Source organism: Paraburkholderia xenovorans (assembly GCF_046030735.1).
Taxonomy (GTDB): domain Bacteria; phylum Pseudomonadota; class Gammaproteobacteria; order Burkholderiales; family Burkholderiaceae; genus Paraburkholderia; species Paraburkholderia xenovorans_A.
On record NZ_JAQQBV010000051.1, the window covers coordinates 1 to 22,351 of the forward strand.

At 63.1% G+C, this 22,351-nt stretch carries 18 protein-coding genes; 11 read left to right on the forward strand and 7 right to left on the reverse strand.

The window, feature by feature from the left end; translation table 11 throughout:
- Positions 1–214: 214 nt before the first annotated feature.
- Positions 215–961 carry an SDR family oxidoreductase gene (locus PQQ51_RS31415; RefSeq protein ID WP_408501091.1) on the reverse strand — a complete coding sequence of 249 codons (747 nt, stop codon included), beginning with the start codon at positions 959–961 and terminating at the stop codon, positions 215–217.
- 134 nt (positions 962–1,095) lie between these two features.
- Here PQQ51_RS31415 and PQQ51_RS31420 point away from each other — a divergent pair, with 134 nt between their 5' ends.
- A complete protein-coding gene (locus PQQ51_RS31420; protein WP_408501092.1) occupies positions 1,096–2,067 on the forward strand; it encodes a LysR family transcriptional regulator in 972 nt (323 codons plus the stop codon).
- A 242-nt stretch (positions 2,068–2,309) separates the two neighbouring features.
- Here the strand turns inward: PQQ51_RS31420 and PQQ51_RS31425 are convergent, their stop codons facing one another.
- Complete coding sequence (locus tag PQQ51_RS31425; RefSeq protein ID WP_459252355.1) at positions 2,310–4,754, reverse strand: penicillin acylase family protein; 2,445 nt, start codon at positions 4,752–4,754, stop codon at positions 2,310–2,312.
- Between the two features lie 1,126 nt (positions 4,755–5,880).
- Positions 5,881–6,504 (reverse strand): GntR family transcriptional regulator, encoded by a 624-nt coding sequence (locus PQQ51_RS31430; RefSeq protein ID WP_408501094.1) that lies wholly within the window; start codon positions 6,502–6,504, stop codon positions 5,881–5,883.
- A gap of 225 nt (positions 6,505–6,729) precedes the next feature.
- Here PQQ51_RS31430 and PQQ51_RS31435 point away from each other — a divergent pair, with 225 nt between their 5' ends.
- The 10 genes from PQQ51_RS31435 to PQQ51_RS31480 all read left to right on the forward strand — a co-directional run bounded on the left by PQQ51_RS31435 (position 6,730) and on the right by PQQ51_RS31480 (position 18,057).
- Positions 6,730–7,656, forward strand: coding sequence for an alpha/beta hydrolase (locus tag PQQ51_RS31435; RefSeq protein ID WP_408501095.1), 927 nt, complete (start codon positions 6,730–6,732; stop codon positions 7,654–7,656).
- Positions 7,657–7,666: 10 nt separating this feature from the next.
- Complete coding sequence (locus PQQ51_RS31440) at positions 7,667–9,214, forward strand: ABC transporter substrate-binding protein (RefSeq protein WP_408501096.1); 1,548 nt, start codon at positions 7,667–7,669, stop codon at positions 9,212–9,214.
- Positions 9,215–9,252: 38 nt separating this feature from the next.
- Positions 9,253–10,197 (forward strand): ABC transporter permease, encoded by a 945-nt coding sequence (locus tag PQQ51_RS31445; RefSeq protein WP_408501097.1) that lies wholly within the window; start codon positions 9,253–9,255, stop codon positions 10,195–10,197.
- Positions 10,194–11,009, forward strand: a complete 816-nt coding sequence (locus PQQ51_RS31450; protein WP_408501098.1) for an ABC transporter permease — start codon at positions 10,194–10,196, stop codon at positions 11,007–11,009. The genes PQQ51_RS31445 and PQQ51_RS31450 overlap by 4 nt, the downstream gene beginning before the upstream one ends.
- Positions 11,009–12,700 (forward strand): dipeptide ABC transporter ATP-binding protein, encoded by a 1,692-nt coding sequence (locus PQQ51_RS31455; RefSeq protein ID WP_408501122.1) that lies wholly within the window; start codon positions 11,009–11,011, stop codon positions 12,698–12,700. The genes PQQ51_RS31450 and PQQ51_RS31455 overlap by 1 nt, the downstream gene beginning before the upstream one ends.
- A gap of 9 nt (positions 12,701–12,709) precedes the next feature.
- A complete protein-coding gene (locus PQQ51_RS31460; protein ID WP_408501099.1) occupies positions 12,710–13,144 on the forward strand; it encodes a cytidine deaminase in 435 nt (144 codons plus the stop codon).
- A 104-nt stretch (positions 13,145–13,248) separates the two neighbouring features.
- Entirely contained in the window at positions 13,249–14,037 is a 789-nt protein-coding gene (gene deoC, locus PQQ51_RS31465; RefSeq protein ID WP_408501100.1) for a deoxyribose-phosphate aldolase, read from the forward strand.
- A gap of 9 nt (positions 14,038–14,046) precedes the next feature.
- A complete protein-coding gene (gene deoA, locus PQQ51_RS31470; RefSeq protein ID WP_408501101.1) occupies positions 14,047–15,366 on the forward strand; it encodes a thymidine phosphorylase in 1,320 nt (439 codons plus the stop codon).
- A 4-nt stretch (positions 15,367–15,370) separates the two neighbouring features.
- Positions 15,371–16,579, forward strand: coding sequence for a phosphopentomutase (locus PQQ51_RS31475; protein WP_408501102.1), 1,209 nt, complete (start codon positions 15,371–15,373; stop codon positions 16,577–16,579).
- Positions 16,580–16,905: 326 nt separating this feature from the next.
- Positions 16,906–18,057 (forward strand): porin, encoded by a 1,152-nt coding sequence (locus PQQ51_RS31480; protein ID WP_408501103.1) that lies wholly within the window; start codon positions 16,906–16,908, stop codon positions 18,055–18,057.
- Between the two features lie 110 nt (positions 18,058–18,167).
- On the opposite strand, the gene PQQ51_RS31485 is transcribed toward PQQ51_RS31480, so the two are convergent.
- The 4 genes from PQQ51_RS31485 to PQQ51_RS31500 all read right to left on the reverse strand — a co-directional run bounded on the left by PQQ51_RS31485 (position 18,168) and on the right by PQQ51_RS31500 (position 22,161).
- Positions 18,168–19,145, reverse strand: a complete 978-nt coding sequence (locus PQQ51_RS31485; RefSeq protein WP_408501104.1) for a fumarylacetoacetate hydrolase family protein — start codon at positions 19,143–19,145, stop codon at positions 18,168–18,170.
- The gene (locus PQQ51_RS31490; protein WP_408501105.1) at positions 19,142–19,945 is read right to left on the reverse strand and encodes a cyclase family protein; all 804 of its coding nucleotides are present in this window, start codon (positions 19,943–19,945) and stop codon (positions 19,142–19,144) included. Before PQQ51_RS31490 ends, PQQ51_RS31485 begins: the two co-directional genes overlap by 4 nt.
- On the reverse strand, positions 19,942–21,138 hold the full coding sequence (locus tag PQQ51_RS31495) for an MFS transporter (protein WP_408501106.1): 1,197 nt from the start codon (positions 21,136–21,138) through the stop codon (positions 19,942–19,944). The genes PQQ51_RS31490 and PQQ51_RS31495 overlap by 4 nt, the downstream gene beginning before the upstream one ends.
- Before the next feature lie 123 nt (positions 21,139–21,261).
- Complete coding sequence (locus tag PQQ51_RS31500; protein ID WP_408501107.1) at positions 21,262–22,161, reverse strand: SphA family protein; 900 nt, start codon at positions 22,159–22,161, stop codon at positions 21,262–21,264.
- Positions 22,162–22,351 lie beyond the last annotated feature (190 nt).

Here is a 22,351-nt window from a genome sequence, read left to right on the forward strand (position 1 = left end):
CTTCCACGTTAGCGCCAGCGCCCCCGATCCATGTGGACCGGTTCGGATTCACGCTACCTGTGACCAACACGCCGGCCGAATCAGGTGTCGTTTCGAAGTACGCCGCTTTCGCATGGAGGTATTTTCGGCCGCCGACGTTGAGTGCAGACCACGAAAGCCTCGCGTCGACGAGGCCCTATGCCCAATCATGGTCCGAAATCGAGCACTCGCCCTCTTAAGGAACCTGGCGCGTCGGTCGATACAGAATCTCGTTCACGTCCATGTCCTCAGGTTGATTGATCGCGAATGCAACGGAGCGCGCAAAAGAGTCTGCCGAAATGGCGTTTGCCTCATAGAAAGCGCTGAGACCTTGTGCAATATCCGGTTCGCTCACACCGCCCGGTAGTTCGGTGTCCACGGCACCTGGCGAGATCACCGTGGTGCGGATATTCCACGGCTTGACCTCCTGCCTCAGCCCCTCCGACACTGCCCTCACCGCGTGCTTGGTCGCGCTGTAAACAGCCCCGTTAAGCATCAGCTTATGGCCCGCCACCGACGATACGTTGACGATATGCCCTGACATCTGGCGCTGCATGTGCGGCAAAGCCGCCGCGACACCGTAGAGCACGCCCTTCAGATTCACGTCGATCATGCGGTCCCAGTCGTCGACCTTGAGGCGCTCCAGCGGCGCGAGCGACATGAGCCCCGCATTGTTGATGATGACGTCGACACGACCGAAACCCTGCACCGCCCTGTCGACGAGTTGTACAACCTGGTCGCGCACGGTCACGTCCATGGCAATCGCCAGCGCGCGTGGCGCCTGCCGGTTGATTTCCTCGACCACCTGCCGCAGACGATCGATGCGCCGCGCGCCGAGCACCACGCGCGCACCCCGCGCGGCGAGGAAACGTGCGGCCGCCAGGCCAAGGCCACTGCTGGCGCCAGTGATGACAATAACCTTACCTTCGATGTTGTCGCTCATCGAGTTCTCCCTGGTTGTGTTGAGTGATGTCGGCAGATTCTAGGCAGTCAACTATCAATCCAGTAGCTGTTTCCAGCTTGCTCCAATAGCAAGTTCAGGTTGATACTGAACGCTCGCAATTTTCGGGAGGCATCGTGTCCATCAGCGACGTTCGCGCGATTGAAATCTTCACCAAGGCTATAGAACTCGGCAGCATCCGGCGCGCCGCAGCCGCCCAGGGCATCAGCCCGCAGGCCGCCAGCCAGGCCCTCGCGGCGCTTGAGAAGCGGCTAGGCGTGCGCCTGCTGCATCGCACGACACGCAGCATCGCGCTCACACACGAAGGCCAGCAATTTCTCGAAGCTACGCAGCCGGCGCTGGTGGCGCTGGAACGCGCCATCGATCGCGTGCGGATCGCGAAGGACGAGATCGCCGGACCGCTGCGCATCGTCGCACCGAAGTACTCGTTCCTGCCGGTGCTCTGGCCGCTGGTCGACGAGTTCTGCCGACGTCATCCCGAAGTCCAGCCGGACATCAAACTCGACGATCGCATCGGCAACTGGGTACAGGATCGAGCCGATATCGGTTTTCGCATCGGTGCGACGCTGCAGGACGAACTCAGCGCACGGCGTCTGTTTGCGCTGCAACTGATCGTCTGTGCCGCGCCGGCTTACCTCGCCAAACATGGCGCTCCGAATTCCATCGAGCAACTGGCCTCGCATCGTTGCAGCGTATTCCGGCATCCCGGCAGTGGCCGCGTGCTGCCCTGGCTGTTGCGCGTCGACGATGAGGTGATCCGCCATGATCTGCCGCCGGTCTTGTCGACCAACGACGCGCAACTGGAGACCGAGGCCGTTCTCTCGGGTCAGGTAATCGGGCTGTTGTCGGGGCTGTCGGCGGCCCCGCTGATTCGCGCGGGACGCCTGGTGCCGCTGCTCGCGGCGCACGCCACCGATCACATGAGCGTCTACCTCTATTACGGAAGCCGGCCAGCACAACCTTCGCGGGTCCGGGCTTTTATCGACCTCAGCGTGGAGCGGCTGGCCGGATCACGCGACTACGTGCTGGACGTGCGGGAATTGGTGATGGCGGAGGCGAAAGGGCGAAGGAAGTTGCGTCGACAGTAACGGCTCACGCTTGCTGGCGCAGATGAAGAAGCCGAAATGCTTCGCTTAAGCACCTCTTCGGCGCATTGGGCAAAGCAGTACATTACCTGCTGGCACACTCCGATATTTACGGAATCAGTTGCCACAAACTCTGGGAACGGGAGCCCACACCCACTGCGGCTTCCATGTTGCGGGATGCCGTGCACATTTTTCGTTTCCCGGAATACGCGACATATCCCAAGTGACGGCAACCGCCATTGCCATCACCGAACCAGTTCCAGCCGATGCACGCTTTCACCCGGCATGAACGATGTCGCCTCGCCGCGCACCCATGCATCATGTCCGGCCAGAAAATAAGGCGACAGCGGATTGCCCGACTGGCCGCCGGGCATCTCGAAGATGCCGTCCCGTTCGCGTCCCGGCGACACGATCATCCGCTCCGATGCGCCAAATGACGGCGCCTGCACCCTCGGCATATTGAAGTCGCCCGACATAGCGTCGTGCGGTGCCCCGAGCCAGCCGCGCACCCACGGAAGCCACGACGGCACGAGCCGTGCGAACGGATGCTCGATAGCTGCGCGATTGCGCTCCCCCCACGTGGCATCGGCGATAGGGGTGTCCGGCGGCAATTGGGCGATCGCGTGATCGATTCGGTCGAGCATGAAGGCGCGCCAGTTCGCAAAACCATCCGGCACCCATGCACGATTCGCGGCGAGCGTTTCCATCACGGCGTCATAACGCGTATTCGCGGCGCGATAGCCGAGTTGCGGACCGGTCGCGGCGAGTTCCGTATCGAGCTTTCCGAACCAGGCATCGTAGAGCGAGAAATAGAAGGCGCGCACGAGGCGGTAACCGGAGCCATCGGCGTCCGCACGGCCGTTCCATGTCTCGATCTGCTTTCGGAATTCCGCGCGTCGCGGGTGATGATTCAGCGCGTCGGTGTCGAGCGCCGCGAGAGCGAGCCCGCGCCAGTTCTCGATCCATCGCGCGCGGTCGTCGGTCTGGATCGCGAGCATGTCGCTTTCCTTTGCGTGCGGCAACGCGAACAGGTCGTCGCGAATCTGCGATGCACGCGCGCCGAGATCGGCCCCGGCGTCGCCCGCAATGGCGGCCTGATCGAGCGGCAAGGTGCGGTTGTTCGCGCTCCAGAGCCGCCCGAGCGGCGGGTCGATACGCGACGGGTAGGCGTCGGGCGCGAGATAACCTTGCCATCCGCGGTACGTCGTCGAATCGAACGGCAGCTCGCTGAGCGGTCCCGTGGACGGGTCTGTCGCGGCACTGCGTTTGGGCAGCAGCCCGGCAAGCGTCCAGCCGATCTCGCCGCGCGAATCCGCGACCATGAAATTCTGCGTGGGAATACCGCTTATTTGCGCGGCGTGGAGTGCGTCCGCGACATTAGCGGCGTCTTCCAGTTGCTGGAGATTCAGGTTGACGGCTTCGGGATCGTGCGCGGTCCAGCGCATCGCATAGGCCTTCTTGTCTGCGCCGCCGATGATTTGCGGACCCCATTGCGTCTCGATGACGGGCAAGTCCACGGGCGCGCCGCCCTTCACCAGAATGCGCTCATGCACGACGGTCGCACGCGCCCACTTGCCGTCGGCAACGCGATATTCCAGCGGATCGGCGGGATTGCGCTGCAACGCGATCAGATCGATGAAACGCCCGTAGCTGTTCGTGAATCCCCACGCGATCCGTTCATTGCTCCCGGCGATCACAAGCGGCGCACCTGGGAGGGTAACGCCTGTGATGCGGCGCGACTGGCCATCGGCCGCTGGCCATGTCAGCGACATCCTGTACCAGATGTTCGGCAGCGAAAGCCCCAGGTGCATGTCGCTCGCGAGTATCGCGCCGCCGTGCGCGCTGTGGGCGGCATCGACTGCCCAACCGTTGCTGCCGATCATCGAATCCGTGAGGGTGATGCTGCTGTGCTGCGTGTCTTTCGGTGCGCCCAGCCAGTCCGGGCGCGTTGCGGGCGGCGGGGGTGATGGTTCGATGGACGACGGCGCGGCGCTATCGAACGGTGCATCCCAGTGGCTCGTTGCGGGCAGCAGGAATGCGAACAGGTCCGCCGGCACGCGTTCGCGCAACGCAGCGCGCGACAGGATATGGCGAACTTCGTCGGACTGCAGGTCGAAGTACATTGCGTACACGGCCAGCAGCGTGTCTTCCGGACGCCATGGCGCGGGTCGCGTGCGCAGCACCCAGTATTCGAACGGGCGCGAAGCCAGCGCCGCAAGCCCGTCATTGACGCCCGCCGTGTAGCGTTCAATCAATGCCTGCTGGGGTGCCGGCAGTGCTTCGAACGCGTTGCGCGCCCGTTCGCGAAATCGATGCGGCCGGTTGCGTCGATCCAGTTCGAGCGCAGCGGAACCGATCAGCTCCGACATTTCGCCAGCGGCGACGCGACGCAGCAAATCCATCTGGAAGTAGCGATCTTGCGCTTGCACGAAGCCGGTGCCAAACGCGACGTCATCGCGCGTGCTGCCTTTGACGGTCGGCACGCCGAGACTATCGCGCTCGATGCTGACCGGCGCATGGAGTGCCGATGTCGCGGCCGATGCATGCGTGCCGTCGAGTTGTGCGAGGCTGCCGCGCAAGTTGATCCAGCCCGCGATTCCCGCTGCAACGATCATCAGGATCAGGAGGCACAGGATTGCGACCAGCGAGACGAAACAGCGACGCTTTATGGATGAGCTTGGACGGTTCATTGCGCGTGATATGGACAAACGGCCAAGAACATAGCACGGCTGTGATTGCAGCCGTATGAAGATCACACAAAGTCGTCGCTTCCGGAGAAATCGGTACAAGATATTTACGGCGGCAGACAGAAGTTATTCGAGACATTTACCGCCTTCTCTGCAAGCTACCGCGTATTGAGTTGCGAAGAACCTGTCATGAATATTCCGCCGCGGATCGAAAGAAATACGCCCCGTCTCGACGTAGACGTGAATCAGACTCCGAATGAGCCGAGCCGCTCAACGCCGGCACACGGCTCTCCTGCGCCCGTTGCTCCGCGCGGAATTTCCGGGCCCCTCGCCGGACTTCCGGCAAGGAGCGCATCTACGTCGTCCCCTTCCCGCGTCTCGTCGATTCGCCGGACGGGTATGGTCCGACTGGATATCGAATCCGCGCCTGGCCGCACCCGCGCACCCACAGCTTTACAAAAGGCCAGCGCATACGGTGCGCCTCTGGTAGACGCCGTTGCTTCAGGGCTTTCCCTCGCAACGTCCAGGTTATCTGCCGCTCCCGTGGCCGAGAAGGTAACGGGAGCGTTAAGCGGAGTCTTCTGGGCTGGCGGTGCCGGCGTCAGTCAGCTTGGGAATTTGCCGCACAACGCCTGGGCAACGGGAGCTAACCTGCTAGGCGCCGCTGCCGGCACACTCAGCGCCGCAGCACCATTTGTTTCAGGCACGAGCCAAAGCATTGTTGCGTATAGCTCCGCAGGGTCGTGGGCAGCGAATGGAACGGCTGCCGTCATGCGTGCGGCGAGTGACAGCGGTCGTAACGTCACGAACCGACTCATGCAGGGAGCGAGTGGCGTGGCGAACATTGCGGCCGCCGGACTGGCTGTCGCAGCGGCAAATGCATCGGCCGGTAACGACAGCAACAAGGCAGCCAACCTTGGCACGGCATCCTCTGTACTTTGGACAGTTGGAGCCGTCGCTGCACTGGGCGCGGCATGGACCGCCGGCCCTGAAAACTCCGAAGAGCCGTCGCAGTAATCGAAGCTATTCCTTCGCGATTCCCGGCTTGCGTCGCAACCGGTGGATCGCATCCATAGCGGCATGCTCACCACGAGCATGCGCGCGTCCGGCGGCCTCCTGTTAACTCCCGCTACACATCAGGTTGCAGGATGTGCAAACGAAGCAGTTCCTGAAGCGCCTCCACCCGTCGATTCGCTATGGCGTCGATCATGTGGAAATGCTCGGAAGCGGACTGCTCGAGACGCGCCTGCGAGTGCCATTGGCTGATCGGCGTGGCAGGAATATGGCCGCGTACCTCGACGGCCAGATTGGCCAGTTCGCGGTTCGCGCACAGACGGGTCATGAAAATATGAAACGCCCGATTGGTTTCGTACTTTTCGGCCGCGGTGCCATGTCGTGTCGACTGCAAGAATGCTTCCGCCAGTTCAGTCAGATGCGCGATGTCTGCTTCCGTCGCCCGTTCGACAATACTAGGTGCGGCCGACGTCTCCAGAATCACCCGAACCTCGACCAGTTCCTTGTGGCGTGCCTCGTCGACGACTGATACGTAGAACCCCCGGTCCGGAATCCGCTGAACCGATCCTTTCACCGCCAGTGCTTCCAGTGCCCGGCGAACGTCCGCCCGGGTGCATTGGTAGCGCCCTTCCAGATCCACCTGTTTAAGCCATGTGCCGTTGCCGAAGTGGCCGGATTTGATATCCGCCATGATGGCCTCGGCCACCGTGTCACCGCCCTTTGCCCTTCTCTTTTCCATCGTTGCTGGTCTCACCGTTTTAGCTACGAAAGCATATACCGAACTGGCCACTCATCGACGGGTCGCCGAAAACCCAGATCGCCGAAACTCACTGCCGACGCGTCTCGCCTCCCGAGTCACGCCGGACTCAATTCGCGCTAGCGGACCAGCAGGTCTACGACTGCGAAACCTATTTTTGAAATGACTTGCGCCGGAAAAATGTTGCCAATATTATTGGATCACATTTTGGATCATAAAAACCGGACTTTGGTTCCAGCGAACGGAGGCAATCCCTTGGGGCACCCACCAGTAAAGCGTTTCGGTCTGTATGACCTTGGTCAGACGACCGTCTATACGGCGTCGCAACATCCCAGTTTCTCCTATTGCCTGTATGTTCCGCCGAACTTTCAGCTAAGCGCGGTCAAGCCGGAACTGGTGGTGGTCGTTCACGGCAGTCCGCGGACCTTTATGGATTTCCGCGACAGGTTCCAGGATTTCGGCGCTTCCGAAAACGCGTTGATCCTCAGTCCCCTCTTTCCGGTCGGCGTGCAAGGCGACCACAATGCGGACGGCTACAAGTACCTCAGCGAACCGGGCATCCGGTACGACGAGGTGCTGCTCGGCATGGTCGCCGACGTATCCTCCCGCTACGACCTGCGTTTCGACCGATTCGCGCTGTTCGGATTTTCGGGCGGTGCGCAGTTCGTCAACCGGTTCATGCTGCTGCGGCCCGAATGGCTCTGGGCGGCGTCGATTTGTGCGCCGGGTTCGGTGACGCTTGTCGACGATGTCAGCGACTGGTGGGTCGGCACGCGGGACGTCGAATCCCGCTTCGGCCTCGCACTGAACCGCGCGGCGCTTGCCCGGGTGCCGGTCCAGACGCTGGTGGGCGCGCAGGATGTAGACACCGATGAAATCACCCACGTCGAAGGCGGCCGCAACTGGATGCCGGGCGCAAACAGCGCCGGCAGGACTCGCCCGGAACGGCTGGAGAGGCTTCGTGCGTCGCTGCTCGCAGCAGGGCTCAGCGTCACGCATGAAGTGCTCGACGGCGTCGGCCACGATCCTGTTCCAATGATTAGCCATACGAAACAGTTTTTCGCCGCCGAGCTTGCGCGGCTTCGTGCTGCGGCGGATGCATCGCCATGCGCACAATTTCCGACGCACAGCTAGGAGGCCGGCGATGGGACATCGAATTTTCGTGGCGACGCTGTGCGCGTTCGCGATCAGTACGCCGGCGCTCGCCGCGACGCGCGTCGTGGTAGGACTCACGGCCGACATCCGCAGCACGAATCCCGGCGTAAATCGGGACGACAACACGGACGGCGTGATCCTCAACGTCGTCGAAGGACTCGTCGGCTACGGCGAAGGTGGCGACGTCAAGCCGCTGCTCGCGAAAAGCGTCAGCGCGTCGTCCGACGGACTCACCTATACGTTCGTGCTGCGTGACGGCGTGACGTTCCAGAACGGCGCGAAGCTGACGTCCGACGATGTCTTGTGGAACTGGCATCGCTACATGGATCCGAAAACCGCGTGGCGATGCAAGCCGGAATTCGACGGGCGAAACGGGCTGACCGTGACTTCCGTGACAGCGCCGGATGCGCGCACGGTGATCATGCATCTGGACCATCCGGACGCGATGTTCCTGGATACCCTCGCCCGCACCGATTGCGGCATGACGGCAATCGTCAGTCGGGCGTCCGTCAAGGCGGACGGATCGTGGGATCGTCCGATCGGCACCGGCCCGTATCAGCTGATCGAGTGGAAACCGGGACGCAGCGTGACGCTCGCGCGCTTCGCCGGCTATCGCTCGCCGCCGGGATCCCAGCCGGACGGCTACGTCGGACTGAAAACGCCCTACGTCGACCAGATCCAGTTCACGGTCGTTCCCGACCCCGCGACGTTGAAGCTCGGCCTCGAAACCCGGTCGATCGATATCGCGCAACTGCTGTCGTCCGATGTCGCGGAGGTCAAGGGGACGCCGGGGCTCGCGGTCGCGGCGATATCCGATTCGTCGAAGAACGCGTTGCTGTTCCAGACTCGCGACCCGTTGTTCTCGGACAAGAAATTCCGCCAGGCGATCGCCGCCGCGCTCAACTACAAGGAACTGGTCGACGTGGCCAGCGACGGTCTTTCCCGCCCGAACAATTCGGCGGTGTTCGAACGCTCGGTCTACATGGATGCGGTGCAACGGCGCGGTTTCAGCACGGATCTCGCCGCCGCGAAGGCACTCGTTGCGGCAAGCCGTTATCGCGGCCAGACGATCCGGCTGATCGCCAACAAGCGCTCGCCGATGCCCAGCTTCCAGGTCGCGCTGGTCACCCAGGCGATGCTTCAGGCGATCGGCGTCAACGTCCAGATCGACGTGCTCGACTGGGCGACACAACTGGACCGCTACAACTCCGGCAACTATCAGATGATGTCGTTTTCGTACTCGGCGAGGCTGGACCCAGCGTTGAGCTACGAGCAGTTCTCCGGCGACAAGTCGCGTGATTCCCGCAAGGTCTGGGACGATCCGCAGGCGCTGGCATTGATCGCGCAAGCCGAGCAGACGTCCGACCCGGCGCAGCGCGGCAAGCTCTTCGATTCGCTGCACAAGATGTTGCTCGACGACGTTCCGCTGGTGCCGCTCTACAACGGCCTCACGATCTGGGGATACAACCGGCGCGTGAGCGGCTTCGTTCCCTGGGAAGGCAAGCCGCGGCTCTGGAACATGCGCGTTGCCGGTTGACGCGGTTCATCGGATGAACTTTTGGGAGCGTGCCGATCATGGTCCGACTCGTATTGAACAGATTGTTCGCGGCGGTGCCGACGCTGCTGCTTAGCGCACTCGCGGTATTCGCGATGATCCGCCTGATTCCGGGCGATCCGGCGGCCGTGATGCTCGGCGATCAGGCCGATCCGGCAAGCCTTGCCGAGTTGCGTCATGCGCTCGGTCTCGATCTGAGCCTGCCGAGCCAGTTTCTGCGGTGGGCAGGCCGCGCGCTGCACGGCGATCTCGGCGTGTCGATCCGGACCGGCGAACCGGTGCTGGCGCTCGTGATCGATCGTTTCGAGGTCAGCGCGCGTCTCGTCGTGGTCGCGGTGAGTCTGGCGGCGGCGATCGCCGTGCCGGCCGGCATCGTCGCGGCGTGGCGTCAGAACGGCAAGCTCGATCTCGCGACCGTCGGCACGGCGACAGTGTTGTTGTCGATCCCCGGCTTCTGGCTCGGCCTGATGCTGCTGTATGTATTTGGACTGAAGCTCGGCTGGCTGCCGGTCGTCGGCTATGTGTCGTTTGCGGAGGACACCCGCGCGGCCCTGCTCTATCTCGTGCTGCCGTTGGCGACGCTGGTGCTGAACGAAATCGGCATCGTGGTCCACATGTCCCGAGCCAGCGCGCTCGACGTGCTGCGCCTCGAGTACATCACTCACGCTCGCGCAAAAGGTCTGTCCGAATGGGCGATATTGCGGCGCCATGTATTCAGGAACGCGTTCGGTCCGACGTGGACGCTGATCGGCTTGATGCTGGGCAACCTGCTCGGCGGCATTGCTGTCGTCGAAACGGTGTTCACCATTCCCGGGCTCGGGCGCCTGCTCGTCGATTCGATCCTCAGCCGCGACTACCCGGTCGTGCAGGGATGCCTGCTGGTGATCGTGTTCGCGTACCTCGTCATCAACCTCGTCGTCGACCTGCTGTATCCCCTGTTCGATCCACGGATGAGTGCACTATGAAACGCCTCAATAGCAACGGTGCGATCGGCGCGACCCTTACCGGGATCGTGGTCGTCGCGGGACTGATCGCCCCGTTCTGGACGCCGTTCGATCCGCTCGCGATCGGCTATACCGACCGGCTCGCAGCGCCCGGCCTCGCGCACTGGCTGGGTACCGACGAATTCGGCCGCGATGTGCTCAGCAGGCTGATGGCGGGCGCGACCACCAGCCTGCGCGTGAGCCTGCTGTCGGTCGTGTCGGCGCTGCTGCTCGGCGTGATGGTCGGCGCCGCGGCCGGCTATCTGCGTGGCTGGACCGATCGCGTGTTGATGACCTTCAACGACGTACTGCTCGCCTTTCCCGGCATCTTGCTCGCGCTCGGGTTGTTGTCGATTGTCGGCGCGAGCGAACGCGGCATCGTGCTGGCGCTCGGCCTCGCGTATGCGCCGTCGGTCGCACGGATCGTGCGCGGTGCCGTGCTGTCGCTGCGCGAGCGGGATTTCGTCGCAGCCTCGCGGATCATGGGCAACGGCGAGTTGTACACGATCTGCCGCCACATACTGCCCAATTGCCTCGCGCCGTTGATCGTCCTCACTACGTCGATGTTCGGCTGGGCGGTGCTCGCCGAAAGTTCGCTGAGCTTCCTCGGACTCGGCGTGCCGCCGCCGGCGCCGACCTGGGGCAACATGCTGGCCGCGAGCCGGCCCTTCATTGCTCACTCGGTGTGGCTCGCGCTGCTTCCGGGGCTGTGCATTTCGCTGACACTGCTCGGCATCAATCTGCTCGGCGATGCAGTGCGCGACCGGCTCGACCCCCATATGCGAGGTTCATGATGGCGAGCACGCCTTTGCTGCAGGTCAGCGACCTGAATCTGGAACTCGCGGACGGCACCCGTCTCGTTCACGACGTAGGCTTCTCCGTGGAAGCGGGTGAAATCGTCGGGATCGTCGGCGAGTCGGGCAGCGGCAAGACGCTGGCCGCACGCTCGCTGTTCGACCTGATGCCGCCTTCGGTGCGGCGAACCGGCGGCTCGATCCGCTTCGAAGGAAATGAGCTTACGCAACTGACGCCGGCCCGGTTGCGCGCGCTGCGCGGTGCGCGCATCGGCATGGTGTTCCAGGAGCCGATGACCTCGCTGGATCCGTCGATGACGATCGGCCGGCAACTCGACGAGGGGCTCGCGCTTCACACGTCGCTCACGCGGGTGCAGCGGCGCGACAGGATTCTCGACATGCTGACGCGCGTCAGTATCGATTCGCCGGCTTCGGCGCTCGGCGCCTACGCGCATCATTTTTCGGGCGGCATGCGCCAGCGGATCATGCTCGCCGCCGCGATGTTGTTGCGCCCCGCGCTGCTGATCGCCGACGAACCGACCACCGCACTCGATGCGATCGTGCAGAAGGACGTACTCGAACTGATGCTGCACCTGACACGCGAATACGGCACCGCGGTCCTGTTGATCAGCCACGATCTGCCGATGGTGGCGCGCTACACGGATCGGACCGTGGTCATGCATCGCGGCCGGATCGTCGAACAGAACGCGACCGCTGCGCTGCTGCGTTCGCCCGCCGAAGCCTATACGCGCAAGCTGCTGGCGTCGATGCCGCAGCGGGGCCCGGTGCGGCCGAAGTCGTCGAAGCCGCCGTTGTTCGAGGTCCGCGATCTGTCGATCGATTACCCGGGGCGCCGCGGCCTGTTCACCGCAGCCACCGGCAAGCGCGCACTGAACCACGTCAATCTGACTATCGGTGCGGGCGAAGTGGTGGCCGTCGTCGGCGCGTCCGGTTCCGGCAAGACGACGCTCGGCCGAACGGTCGTCGGCTTGCTCGAGCCCACGCAGGGTATGTTGCTGTTCGAAGGGCGGCCGGTCGTGCGTGGCGCGCCAGGATGGTCGCGCTATCGCGACGAATGCCAGATGGTGTTCCAGGATCCGGCCTCGTCGCTCGATCCGCGAATGAAGGTCGGCGCCCTCGTCGAGGAAGCGCTGCGTGGGAAGCCGAACCTGTCGCCCGCTCGCAAACGTGAACTCGCGCTCGCGACGCTCGAAGAAGTCGGGCTGGACGTGCGCCTGGCCGGGCGTTATCCGCATGAACTGTCGGGTGGACAGCGGCAGCGCGTCGCGATCGCGAGAGCGGTCGTGCGCCGTCCGGCGTTGATCGTCGCGGACGAGCCCGTGTCCGCGCTCGACGTGACGGTGCGCGCTCAGGTCCTCGAACTGTTTGCGAGTCTGCAATCGCGCTACGAGTTTTCGTGCCTGTTCATCAGCCACGATCTCGGAGTCGTCGAGCAGATCGCAGACAGGGTCGTGGTGATGCACGGCGGCGAAATCGTCGAAGCGGGCGAGCGCAACCAGATTTTTGATGCACCCACGCATGGATACACACGCAAGCTGCTCGACGCCGTGCCGCGTCTCGTCAATGGACTCGCGGATCTCACCCGGTCCGAATCCAGGCCGACAGCCGAGCCGGGCGACGCGTCTCAAGCGCCGTCGCGCGCGTGGGGTGCGCCGGCTTCATCAACATGAGGAAACGCAATGTCGAGCGATGTAATTGAACACGACGGAGTGCTGACCGACGCGCTCCGCGCAAAGCTGATCGAGGCGGCGCGCGAAGCGCAGAAGCGTGCGTATGCACCGTATTCGCTGTTTGCGGTAGGCGCCGCCGTGCTGGACGAGAATCTGCGAATTCATAGCGGCTGCAACGTCGAGAATGCGGCCTATCCGGAAGGGATGTGCGCGGAAGCCGGCGCGCTCAGCGCGATGGTGCTGGCGGGTGGCAAGCGGGTCGTTGCGGTGGCGATCGTCGGCAAAGGTCCGATATCGATCACGCCGTGCGGCGGATGCAGACAGAAGCTGCGTGAGTTCGCGACGGCGAACTTGCAGATTCTGGTCGGCGATGACGAGTCGCTGCGCGAGACGTTCACGCTCGAGCAATTGCTGCCGCGCAGTTTCGGCCCGGAACATCTTTAGCAGCCAACCGTTGCGCGGCGTGCCGCCGGACTCATCGGGAGCGGCCAGGCGTGCGCAACCCGGCCAACCATTCAGCGAGGGCGCAGCCCTCCGGAGAACGACACGTGCAGAACGAAGACGACTTGCAGGCCACGGCGCGCATCGCGTTGTCGTGCCTCGACTTGACCAGCCTCAACGAAACCGACACCGTCGCGGACATCCAGCGGCTTTGCGAACGGGCACAAGGACCGTGCGGGCCGGTCGCGGCCGTATGCGTGTGGCCTCGTTTCGCGGCTGATGCGCGCGGCTTGCTCCCCGCTCACATCGCCGTGGCCGCCGTCGCGAATTTCCCCGATGGGAGCGCCGACATCGCGCGAGCGGTGCGAGATACCGTGGCGATTGTCGCCGGCGGCGCGCAGGAGATCGACGTGGTGCTGCCAATTGCGACGATGCTCGCGCGCGACGAAGCGCATGTGATGGGTCTGCTTGCAGAGGTTCGCGCGGCCTGCCCCACACATCAACTGAAGGTGATTCTGGAAACCGGTGTGCTTGGCAGCGACGACCTGATCCGTCGCGCCTCGGAGATCAGCATCGCGGCGGGCGCCGACTGGCTGAAAACGAGTACCGGCAAGACAGCCGTCTCCGCAACGCCCGGTGCTGCGCGCACGATGCTGGACTGCATCGCCGAGGCGGCGCGGCACGGGCGTGTGGTCGGATTCAAGGCGTCGGGCGGCATCCGCACGGTGGCTGACGCGTCGGTTTATCTCCGGCTCTATCAGCAACTTCTCGCGCGCGGTCCGGCGGACCCGCATCATTTCCGCCTCGGCGCGAGCAGCCTGCTCGACGATATCGAAACCGTACTCGGACGCACTGTCGTCCGGGAAGCCCGAAACGCGCGAAACAACGGGTATTGAGGGCGAACCATGCTGGCAACGGAACTCATCCGCATCAAGCGCGACGGGCGAGCGCTCAGTCCCGCACAGATAGACACGTTCGTGCGTGGCCTCGCTGACTCGTCGTGGAGCGACGCGCAGGCCGCTTCGATGGCTATGGCGATCTTCGTGAACGGCATGTCGGACACGGAAACCGCCGGGCTGACCCGCGCGATGTCGCGCTCCGGCGAGTGGCTGGACTGGTCGGTTGCGGATTTGCCCGGACCGATCCTCGACAAGCATTCGACAGGCGGCGTAGGCGACAAGGTGAGCCTGATGCTGGCGCCGATCGTGTCCGCCTGTGGCGGCTATGTGCCGATGATCTCGGGACGCGGGCTCGGTCATACGGGCGGCACGCTCGACAAACTGGGCAGCATTCCCGGCTATCAGCTGACGCCGGATCTCGATCGTCTGACGCATGCGCTGCGCGTGAGCGGCTGCGCGATCGTCGGTGCGAGCGGGGCCCTCGCGCCGGCTGACCGGCGCCTGTATGCGATACGTGATGTCACCGCGACCGTGGAGTCGATCCCGCTGATCACCGCGAGCATCCTGTCGAAAAAACTCGCTGCGGGACTCGACGGGCTCGTGATGGACGTGAAGACCGGCAACGGCGCTTTTGCCGCGGATCTGCCGGCGGCCCGGCAACTTGCGACTTCGCTGGTCGACGTCGCCGACGAAGCCGGTTTGACGACGCGCGCGTGGATCACCGACATGAATCAGGTGCTTGGGCGAACCTGCGGCAACGCGCTGGAGGTCCGCGAGTGCGTCGACATTCTCACGGGAGCGCCGGGCGACACCCGGCTGCTCGAGGCGACCCGAATGCTCAGTGCGGAGTTGTTGCTCATCGGCCGCCTCGATCCGACACTCGACGCCGCCCTTGCTCATGTCGACGCGGTGCTGCGCGACGGCCGCGCGGCAGAGGCCTGGGCGCGCATGGTGCACGCGCTGGGCGGCCCGTCCGACCTGGTGGAACGGCTTTCGATTCACCTCCCGGACGCACCCGTGCGCCGCCCTGCCCTTGCGTCCCGTGCGGGCTGGATTACCCGCATCGCGACGCGTGATATCGGCCTGCTGGTGGTGGAGCTCGGCGGCGGCAGACGGCATGTCGCCGATGCGATCGACGTTCGCGTCGGACTGTCGGAGGTCGTTGCAATCGGACAGCGCGTGGAGATGGGCGACACGCTTGCGATCGTGCATGCGGCGGATGACGCGGCTGCTGCAGCGGCCAGCGAACGGCTCGCCGGTCTGATCGAAATCGGCGATGCCGCGTGCTCTGCGGCACCGGTGTTGATCGAACGCATTGGGGGATAAACAAATGGCACGCGCGGTGGTGATTGTTCTGGATTCCTTTGGATTGGGCGCGACGCCCGATGCCGCCGATTTCGGCGACGTGGGTGCCGACACCCTCGGACACATCGCGAGCTGGCGCGAGGCCCAAGGCCGGCCGCTGCGCCTGCCGCAGCTTGCCGCGCTCGGACTCGGGCAAGCCGCTCAGGCCGCGTCCGGAGCGTGGCCCGCAGGTCTCGATCGATGCGCGGAACCACTCGGCGCTTTCGGTGCGGCACGCGAATCCAGTCGCGCCAAGGACACGCCGAGCGGACACTGGGAGTTGATGGGTTGTCCGGTCGATTTCGAGTGGGGCTACTTTCCGCAGCACGACGACCCGAGCGTACCGACGTTTCCCGAGCATCTGATGCGCCGCTGGTACGACGCCTGCGAGCTGGATGGCAGCCTCGGGAATTGCCACGGCAGCGGCACGACGCTGATCGAGCGCTACGGTGACGAGCATGTCCGCTCCGGCTTGCCGATCTGCTACACGAGCAATGACAGCGTATTCCAAATCGCGGTGCATGAACGGCACTTCGGGCTGGACCGGCTGTACGCGATCTGCGCGACGGCGAAGCGTATCTTCGACGAAATCGGCATTGCTCGAGTGATCGCGAGACCGTTCGACGGACAACCGGGCGCGTACCGGCGCACCGCGGGGCGCCACGATTACACGACGCCTGCGCCGTCGGCGACGCTGCTCGACACGCTGGCCGCGGCCGGGCGCGAGGTTCATGCGATTGGCAAGATCCACGATATTTTCGGCGGTCGCGGCATCACGAAGCACCGCTCCGGCGACGGCAACGCGGCGTTGTGCGAAGAGACGCTGCTGGCGCTGGACGAATGCGCGGATGGCGGCCTCGTGTTCGTGAATCTTGTCGACTTCGACATGTTGTACGGACATCGCCGCGACGTTGCAGGGTATGCCGACGCGCTCGAGGCTTTCGATCGTTTCCTGCCGACGCTCACCACCCGCCTGCGCGGCGACGACTTGCTGGCACTGAGCGCCGACCACGGCTGCGACCCGAGCTGGCCGGGCAACGATCACACGAGGGAACACGTGCCGTTGCTGTTCTACGGCGGAGGCGTTCCCGCAGCGCGCTCGCTCGGTATTCGCGACAGCTTCGCGGACCTGGGTCAGACCGTGGCGCGGCATCTCGGTATCGCACCCTTGCAGCACGGGCGCACGTGCTGGTGAGCGCGGCGTTCTTTGGACATTAAAGCGATAACGCTAGCGCTAGCGATTCAAGACGGTTTATTGAAATGTCGATCCATAGCCGAATGATGGGTCGGATCCAGAATTTGTCATAAGTATAACTACTTAATAATCACTGTCTGTCACATCAAACCGGTCGCCGATCGCGTGTCGTACTGCGAGATCGGGTGGTCGATATTTTCAAGGAGATTAATCCGAACAATGTAATTAGGCTAACTAAGTACATGAATTTGAATTCAATGTATTAACCCATCTTTCTTCGGATCGGAATCCGCTTGATCCGTCTCAACATTTTCGGGGCATTTGAAATGAAAAAGTCGATATTTGCGCTTGCTGCGCTCGCTTCGATCGCGGGCGCGGCACATGCGCAGAGCAGCGTCACGTTGTATGGCATCGTCGATGGCGGTTTTCTGTTTCTGAATAACGCGAATGGCCAGCGGCTCTATTCAACGAGCAGCGGAAACATGCAGGGCAGCCGCTGGGGGTTGCGCGGCGCGGAGGACATCGGCGGCGGTACGCAGGTGACGTTCAACCTGCAAAACGGGTTCAATATGATGAACGGCACGCTGGGCCAGGGCGGCGACGAGTTCGGACGCGCAGCGACAGTAGGAATCGCGTCGAACCGGTTCGGTGCCGTGACGATCGGCCGGCAGTACGATCCCCTCGTCGACTTTACCGGCCCGTTCGAAGCGGCGAGCCTTTGGGCGCCCTTCTATGCAGCCCACCCCGGCGACCTCGACAACATGAATGGTTTCCAGCGCGTCAATAGCGCGATCAAATATCGCAGCATCGACTACGGCGGATTCAAATTCAGCGGCATGTACAGCCTTGGCGGCGTTGCAGGCCAGTTCAGCCGGAACCAGATCTGGACGCTCGCCGCGTCGTACGATCGCGGGCCGCTTTCGATGGCAGCCGCGTTCATGAACGCGCGGGATCCGAACTTCTCGTTCTTCGGCAACAACGCAACGTCGAGCGCGACGGGCTCGAACATGACGAGCCGGGTGTACTCGGGCTATGCGTCCGCGAAGACGCAGCAGATCTTTACGTTCGGCAGTCTCTACAAGTTCGGTAACGCGTCGTTCAACGTGACGTATAGCAATACCCAGTTCAAGGATCTCGGTGCACAGGCGGCGTTGAACCCGCTGAAGTATAGCGGCTCCGCGATGTTCCATAACGTCGAAGCGGGCGTCAGCTATCTTCTGGTGCCCTCGCTCACATTGGGTATCGCGTACGACTATACAAAAGGCTATGGGGTGAACGACGCGATCTATCAACAGGTAACGACCGGCATCGATTATTTCCTGTCGAAGCGGACCGATCTGTATGCGTCGGGAATCTACCAGCACGCTGCCGGCACGGATTCGACCGGAGCCCGGGCAGTCGCGAATCTCGCGGGGGCTTCGCCGTCGTCGACGCCGAACCAGCTTGCTGTGATCGTGGGCATCCGCCACAAGTTCTAGTCATAACGAATGCATGAGTCGTTGAGCGCTCGCGCGACCAACGACCTTGCGACAATTATTATTGCGCGGTAACACTGGCGGCAATTGCGCGCGTTGAATTCCTCCGTGTCTCACGCACGCGTCACGCGCTGATCGATCTCCCCGAAGGGCGCGCTGCCGTTCTCGTCGCGCGCGATCAGTCTGATCCGGTCGCCGAACCGCATGAACTCAGTCTCGAACCGCCCACGTTCGAGCAACTCGATCACCCGGCGTTCGGCGATGCAGGCCGAGCCTGCATCGCGGTCAGCATTCGACACGGTTCCGGAGCCGATGATCGTTCCCGCCGCGAGGCGTCGCGTGCGGGCCGCGTGGGCAATCAGTTCGCCGAAGCCGAAGCTCATTTCCACTCCAGAAGGATGACCAAACCAGCGATCATTCCACTCGACGTGCAGGCGCAAATGCACGCGGCCGTCGCGCCAGTGGCTGCCGAGTTCGTCGGGTGTGACGGCGACCGGCGCGAAGCTCGTGGACGGTTTGGCCTGCAGGAAACCGAAGCCGCTTTTCATTTCGCGCGGGCCGAGTCCGCGCAGGCTCCAGTCGTTGAGTTGCACGAGCAGGCGAATCTGGCGGAGCGCCGTTTGCGCGTCGGTGCCCATCGCCACGGCATCCGTGACAACGCCGAATTCGCCTTCGAAATCGATCCCGTATGCTTCATCAGGGAGACGCACGTCGTCGGTGGGGCCGAGAAAATCGTCGCTTGCTCCCTGATACATCACAGGGATTGTTTCGAAGTCAGGAATCGGCTCGGTATCGAACGCTCGCTCCATCAGACGCCCATGATTGAGAAAAGCGGACGCGTCGCACCATTGCGGGCTACGCGGCAAAGGCGCCGCGCATGCGTGCGGGACGAACGCAAATGCGCCACGCGCATTGCCGGTGTTCAATGCGTCGTAACGCGCGTTGAGTTGCGCCTCGACCACGTCCCACGCTTCAATCGCGCTGAGCAGTGTGGGCGCGATATCGTGCGCAGGCACGGCGCATGACAAGTCGCGCGAGACGACCAGCAGCCGTCCGTCGCGGCCGCCTTCGCGTAGCGTCGCGAACTTCATGGCGCCTCCTTGTCGATGATCGCGACTGCACGCGTCCAGCCCGCCGACGCGTTGCGAATCTTGTGCGGGAAGCAACTGACCATGAAGCCATGCGGCGGCAGTGCTTCCAGATTGTGCAGTTTCTCCAGATGGCAATAGCCGATCTCGCGTCCGGCTTTGTGTCCTTCCCAGATCAGAGAGGTATCGCCGCTTTGCGCGACGCGTTGAGCGGTATAAGAAAACGGCGCGTCCCAGCTCCACGCGTCTGTGCCGGTCAGACGCACGCCGCGTTCGAGCAGATAAAGCGTAGCCTCTCGCCCCATCCCGCTGCCGGCATTGACATAGTCGTTGTGGCCGTAGCGTGAACCGGCGCGCGTGTTGACCAGAACGATGTCGAGCGGCTGTAGTTCATAGCCTATACGCACGAGTTCTGCCTGAACATCGGCGGCGGTCGCGACATAGCCGTCGGCGAAGGAGCGGAAGTCAAGCTTCACACCCGGCTGAAAGCACCACTCGAGAGGCACTTCGTCAATCGTGATCGAAGGCTTTGCCTTACCGAATCGTGCGTCCATTGTCGAGTGAAAATGCCACGGCGCATCGAGGTGCGTGCCGCTGTGTGTCGTCAGCGTGACCCATTCGGCAGCCGCCGCCTCGCCGTCGGGATAGTCCTCGGCGCGTGACCCCGGCATCATCGCGATGAATTCGCCGAGCGTGTCGGTGTGGGTCTGATAGGTGATCTTCGGCGCGAGCGCCGGCGGGTCGGAGAGCACGTCGTTCTCGAGATAAATCGACAAATCGATGAACTGGCGGGCTATTTTCATGGGGTATGTCCTGTTAAAAGCGTGGAGCGAGGAATCTGGAGAAAGCACACGCATGCAATGACGCCGATGCCGAGCGCGGCAAATCCAAGGCTTGTGTCGCCTAGATGCCCGACGAGCATCCCGCCCAGCAGCGGGCCGATCGCGGCGCCTGCCATCACCATCGCGGGCGTTGCCGCCGTGGTGCGGCCGGAGTCATCGAGCGCGGCGAGCAAACCAAATGCATAGGTGTGGCAGAAGATCATTACGGCGGGGAACATCGCGGTCGCGATCGCGTAAGGTGCGAAGCCGTTGCTCAATGTGATCGTCAGCGAAAGCGCCGCTTGCACAATGGGACCGATCAGCACTACCACGCGCGCGTTTATCCAGCGTTGCGTGAGCGCTGCAAGGGGCGCCGGCAGCAGGTTGGTGACGCCGAGCGCGAACAGCACGGAGGCCACCGCGCCGACCCCGAAGCCGCGTTCGATACCGATTCGAGCGACGAAGCTCGCCAGCATCGCTTGAGTCAGCGCCATGCAGCCGACGCCGGCGACAGCGAACCATACCGGCCGCGCGAGCTTTGACGGCGTGCGCGATGGCTGCGCCACTTGCGGTGTTCTTGTGGGAAACGCCAGCGCGCACACCACGGCGGCGAACGCCATGACTCCCGCTACGGTGGAAAAGAATGCGGCGCCTCCGTGGGCTGCAACCATTCGCGGCGTAAAGCCGAGGAATGCGAGCGAGAAGCCGCCGAGCGCCAGACCCGCAGAGGCAAAGAGTCGATGCGGATTCGTGCTGCGTCCGATGGCGCCGTGCGCGACGCTGAGACTGCACCCGATAGCCAGGCCGGCCAGCAGATGAAGCGTAGCCATGCCGAAATAGCTCGTCGCCGAACCGGCATAGAAAAATGTCACGGCCGCCACCGCGAAGCCGCACGAAGCACTTGCCCGCATGAAGATACGCCCGAGCAACCGCGCGCAAATCGCACTGCTCGCTACGACGCCTGCGAGAAAGAGTGCTGGCAGCGCGCCTGCATGCTGTGCATCGAGGCGATAGGCGCCGATCAGGGTGGCGACCCACACAGGCAGCGCGACGACGTCGACCATGCCTGCGCAATGCGCGGTCATCAACGCGATAAAAGCGGTCTTGCTGAAACCGGCCCGGGCAGACGTGCCCGTCGTTTCGGCCGGTGGGTGTGTCATGGCAGTGGTGTGCATGCTAAATCTCGGTTCGGATCTCACCCACCGAAACCGGTGTGTGTGGACCTGGAATGGAATGCGTTTGACTGAGGCTGCGGCTGAGGCGGCGTTCGCCATCGCTGATCGCTCGATGAGCGCGCTTCACATCAAACGAAATACGACGTTGAGCCAAATGTTGTTGCTTTTCGTGGTGTTCGCCGCATACACACCTTGCTGATAGTTGAGATTGATCTTGAAGGGACCCGGATCGAAGACGATGGACGGTCCGATGCCGAAACTGCGCGCGCGGTTCCCCGAGGCCACCGTCGCGCCGTTCTCGACGTCGTTGCTATATTGATTCAGATAGGCGCCGACAACGCCCACTTTCCAGTGCGCGAAATGCCATCCGGCCTCGAACTCGCCGACGTACGCATTGCCCGAGGTGTAATTCGTTTCGCGATTGCGCTGGTTGATCAGCACACGATTCGCAAGACCTATGTCGATGCCATCCGGCTGGCTATAGCGCACGGCGAAAACGGGTTGCAACGACAGGTATCCCACCGCGACGCTCGCCTTGGACGCGCTGTATGAGCCGCTTTCCAGCGCTACGTCAAGGCCAGTTGCAATCGCGAGATCACGGGTCGGATGCCACTGCATGATGACCGGCGAGACGGTCAGGTTCGACAAACCGTTCTGCGTCGAACTCTGGCCCGCCACCGTCAAATGGAGCGAAACGGCCGGCACGATGAGCTGCGAGTAGAAACGCACACCGTCCAGTTCGAATGGATACGACGCGAGCAGACGTGTGACCGAGGCGGCCGTCGAAACATGGAACGGTATTGGCAGCTTCTCACCATCGTTGCCATAGAGTCCGCTGGACGAGCTGTAATTGAATTGTTGCAGCACGAACAGGCCTGGCACCGGCGGCAGCGCGGCGATGATTTCGCCCGTCGCACTCACCGGATAGGGCGACACGCCGCCCTCGAAAGCACACGCGTATTGAACGGGTGCCGCGACAACCAGTGCGCAACCGATGCGCACCAGACACTGTTTGACCGACATGATGTCTCCTCGACGATCTGTGTTGATCGTCATGTTTTTGTGTGGGTGAGACTAGGTTAAGATGCCCCTACCCATAAGAAAAATGGATTGGATCTATATCCAGAATCGATGCGCTGAATACATGGGCATGATCGATAGACCGACCTGCGCCGCGAGCCGCGTGCGCAATCAGAGACGAAGGAGACGACGC

What these genes read in the sequence shown, in the direction of transcription:
- PQQ51_RS31415 (WP_408501091.1), bottom strand. Translation starts at nt 961, where the DNA reads ATGAGCGACAACATCGAAGGTAAGGTTATTGTCATCACTGGCGCCAGC.
- PQQ51_RS31425 (WP_459252355.1), bottom strand. Translation starts at nt 4,754, where the DNA reads ATGAACCGTCCAAGCTCATCCATAAAGCGTCGCTGTTTCGTCTCGCTG.
- PQQ51_RS31430 (WP_408501094.1), bottom strand. Translation starts at nt 6,504, where the DNA reads ATGGAAAAGAGAAGGGCAAAGGGCGGTGACACGGTGGCCGAGGCCATC.
- PQQ51_RS31440 (WP_408501096.1), top strand. Translation starts at nt 7,667, where the DNA reads ATGGGACATCGAATTTTCGTGGCGACGCTGTGCGCGTTCGCGATCAGT.
- PQQ51_RS31445 (WP_408501097.1), top strand. Translation starts at nt 9,253, where the DNA reads ATGGTCCGACTCGTATTGAACAGATTGTTCGCGGCGGTGCCGACGCTG.
- PQQ51_RS31450 (WP_408501098.1), top strand. Translation starts at nt 10,194, where the DNA reads ATGAAACGCCTCAATAGCAACGGTGCGATCGGCGCGACCCTTACCGGG.
- PQQ51_RS31455 (WP_408501122.1), top strand. Translation starts at nt 11,009, where the DNA reads ATGGCGAGCACGCCTTTGCTGCAGGTCAGCGACCTGAATCTGGAACTC.
- PQQ51_RS31460 (WP_408501099.1), top strand. Translation starts at nt 12,710, where the DNA reads ATGTCGAGCGATGTAATTGAACACGACGGAGTGCTGACCGACGCGCTC.
- deoA (WP_408501101.1), top strand. Translation starts at nt 14,047, where the DNA reads ATGCTGGCAACGGAACTCATCCGCATCAAGCGCGACGGGCGAGCGCTC.
- PQQ51_RS31475 (WP_408501102.1), top strand. Translation starts at nt 15,371, where the DNA reads ATGGCACGCGCGGTGGTGATTGTTCTGGATTCCTTTGGATTGGGCGCG.
- PQQ51_RS31480 (WP_408501103.1), top strand. Translation starts at nt 16,906, where the DNA reads ATGAAAAAGTCGATATTTGCGCTTGCTGCGCTCGCTTCGATCGCGGGC.
- PQQ51_RS31485 (WP_408501104.1), bottom strand. Translation starts at nt 19,145, where the DNA reads ATGAAGTTCGCGACGCTACGCGAAGGCGGCCGCGACGGACGGCTGCTG.
- PQQ51_RS31490 (WP_408501105.1), bottom strand. Translation starts at nt 19,945, where the DNA reads ATGAAAATAGCCCGCCAGTTCATCGATTTGTCGATTTATCTCGAGAAC.
- PQQ51_RS31495 (WP_408501106.1), bottom strand. Translation starts at nt 21,138, where the DNA reads ATGCACACCACTGCCATGACACACCCACCGGCCGAAACGACGGGCACG.
- PQQ51_RS31500 (WP_408501107.1), bottom strand. Translation starts at nt 22,161, where the DNA reads ATGTCGGTCAAACAGTGTCTGGTGCGCATCGGTTGCGCACTGGTTGTC.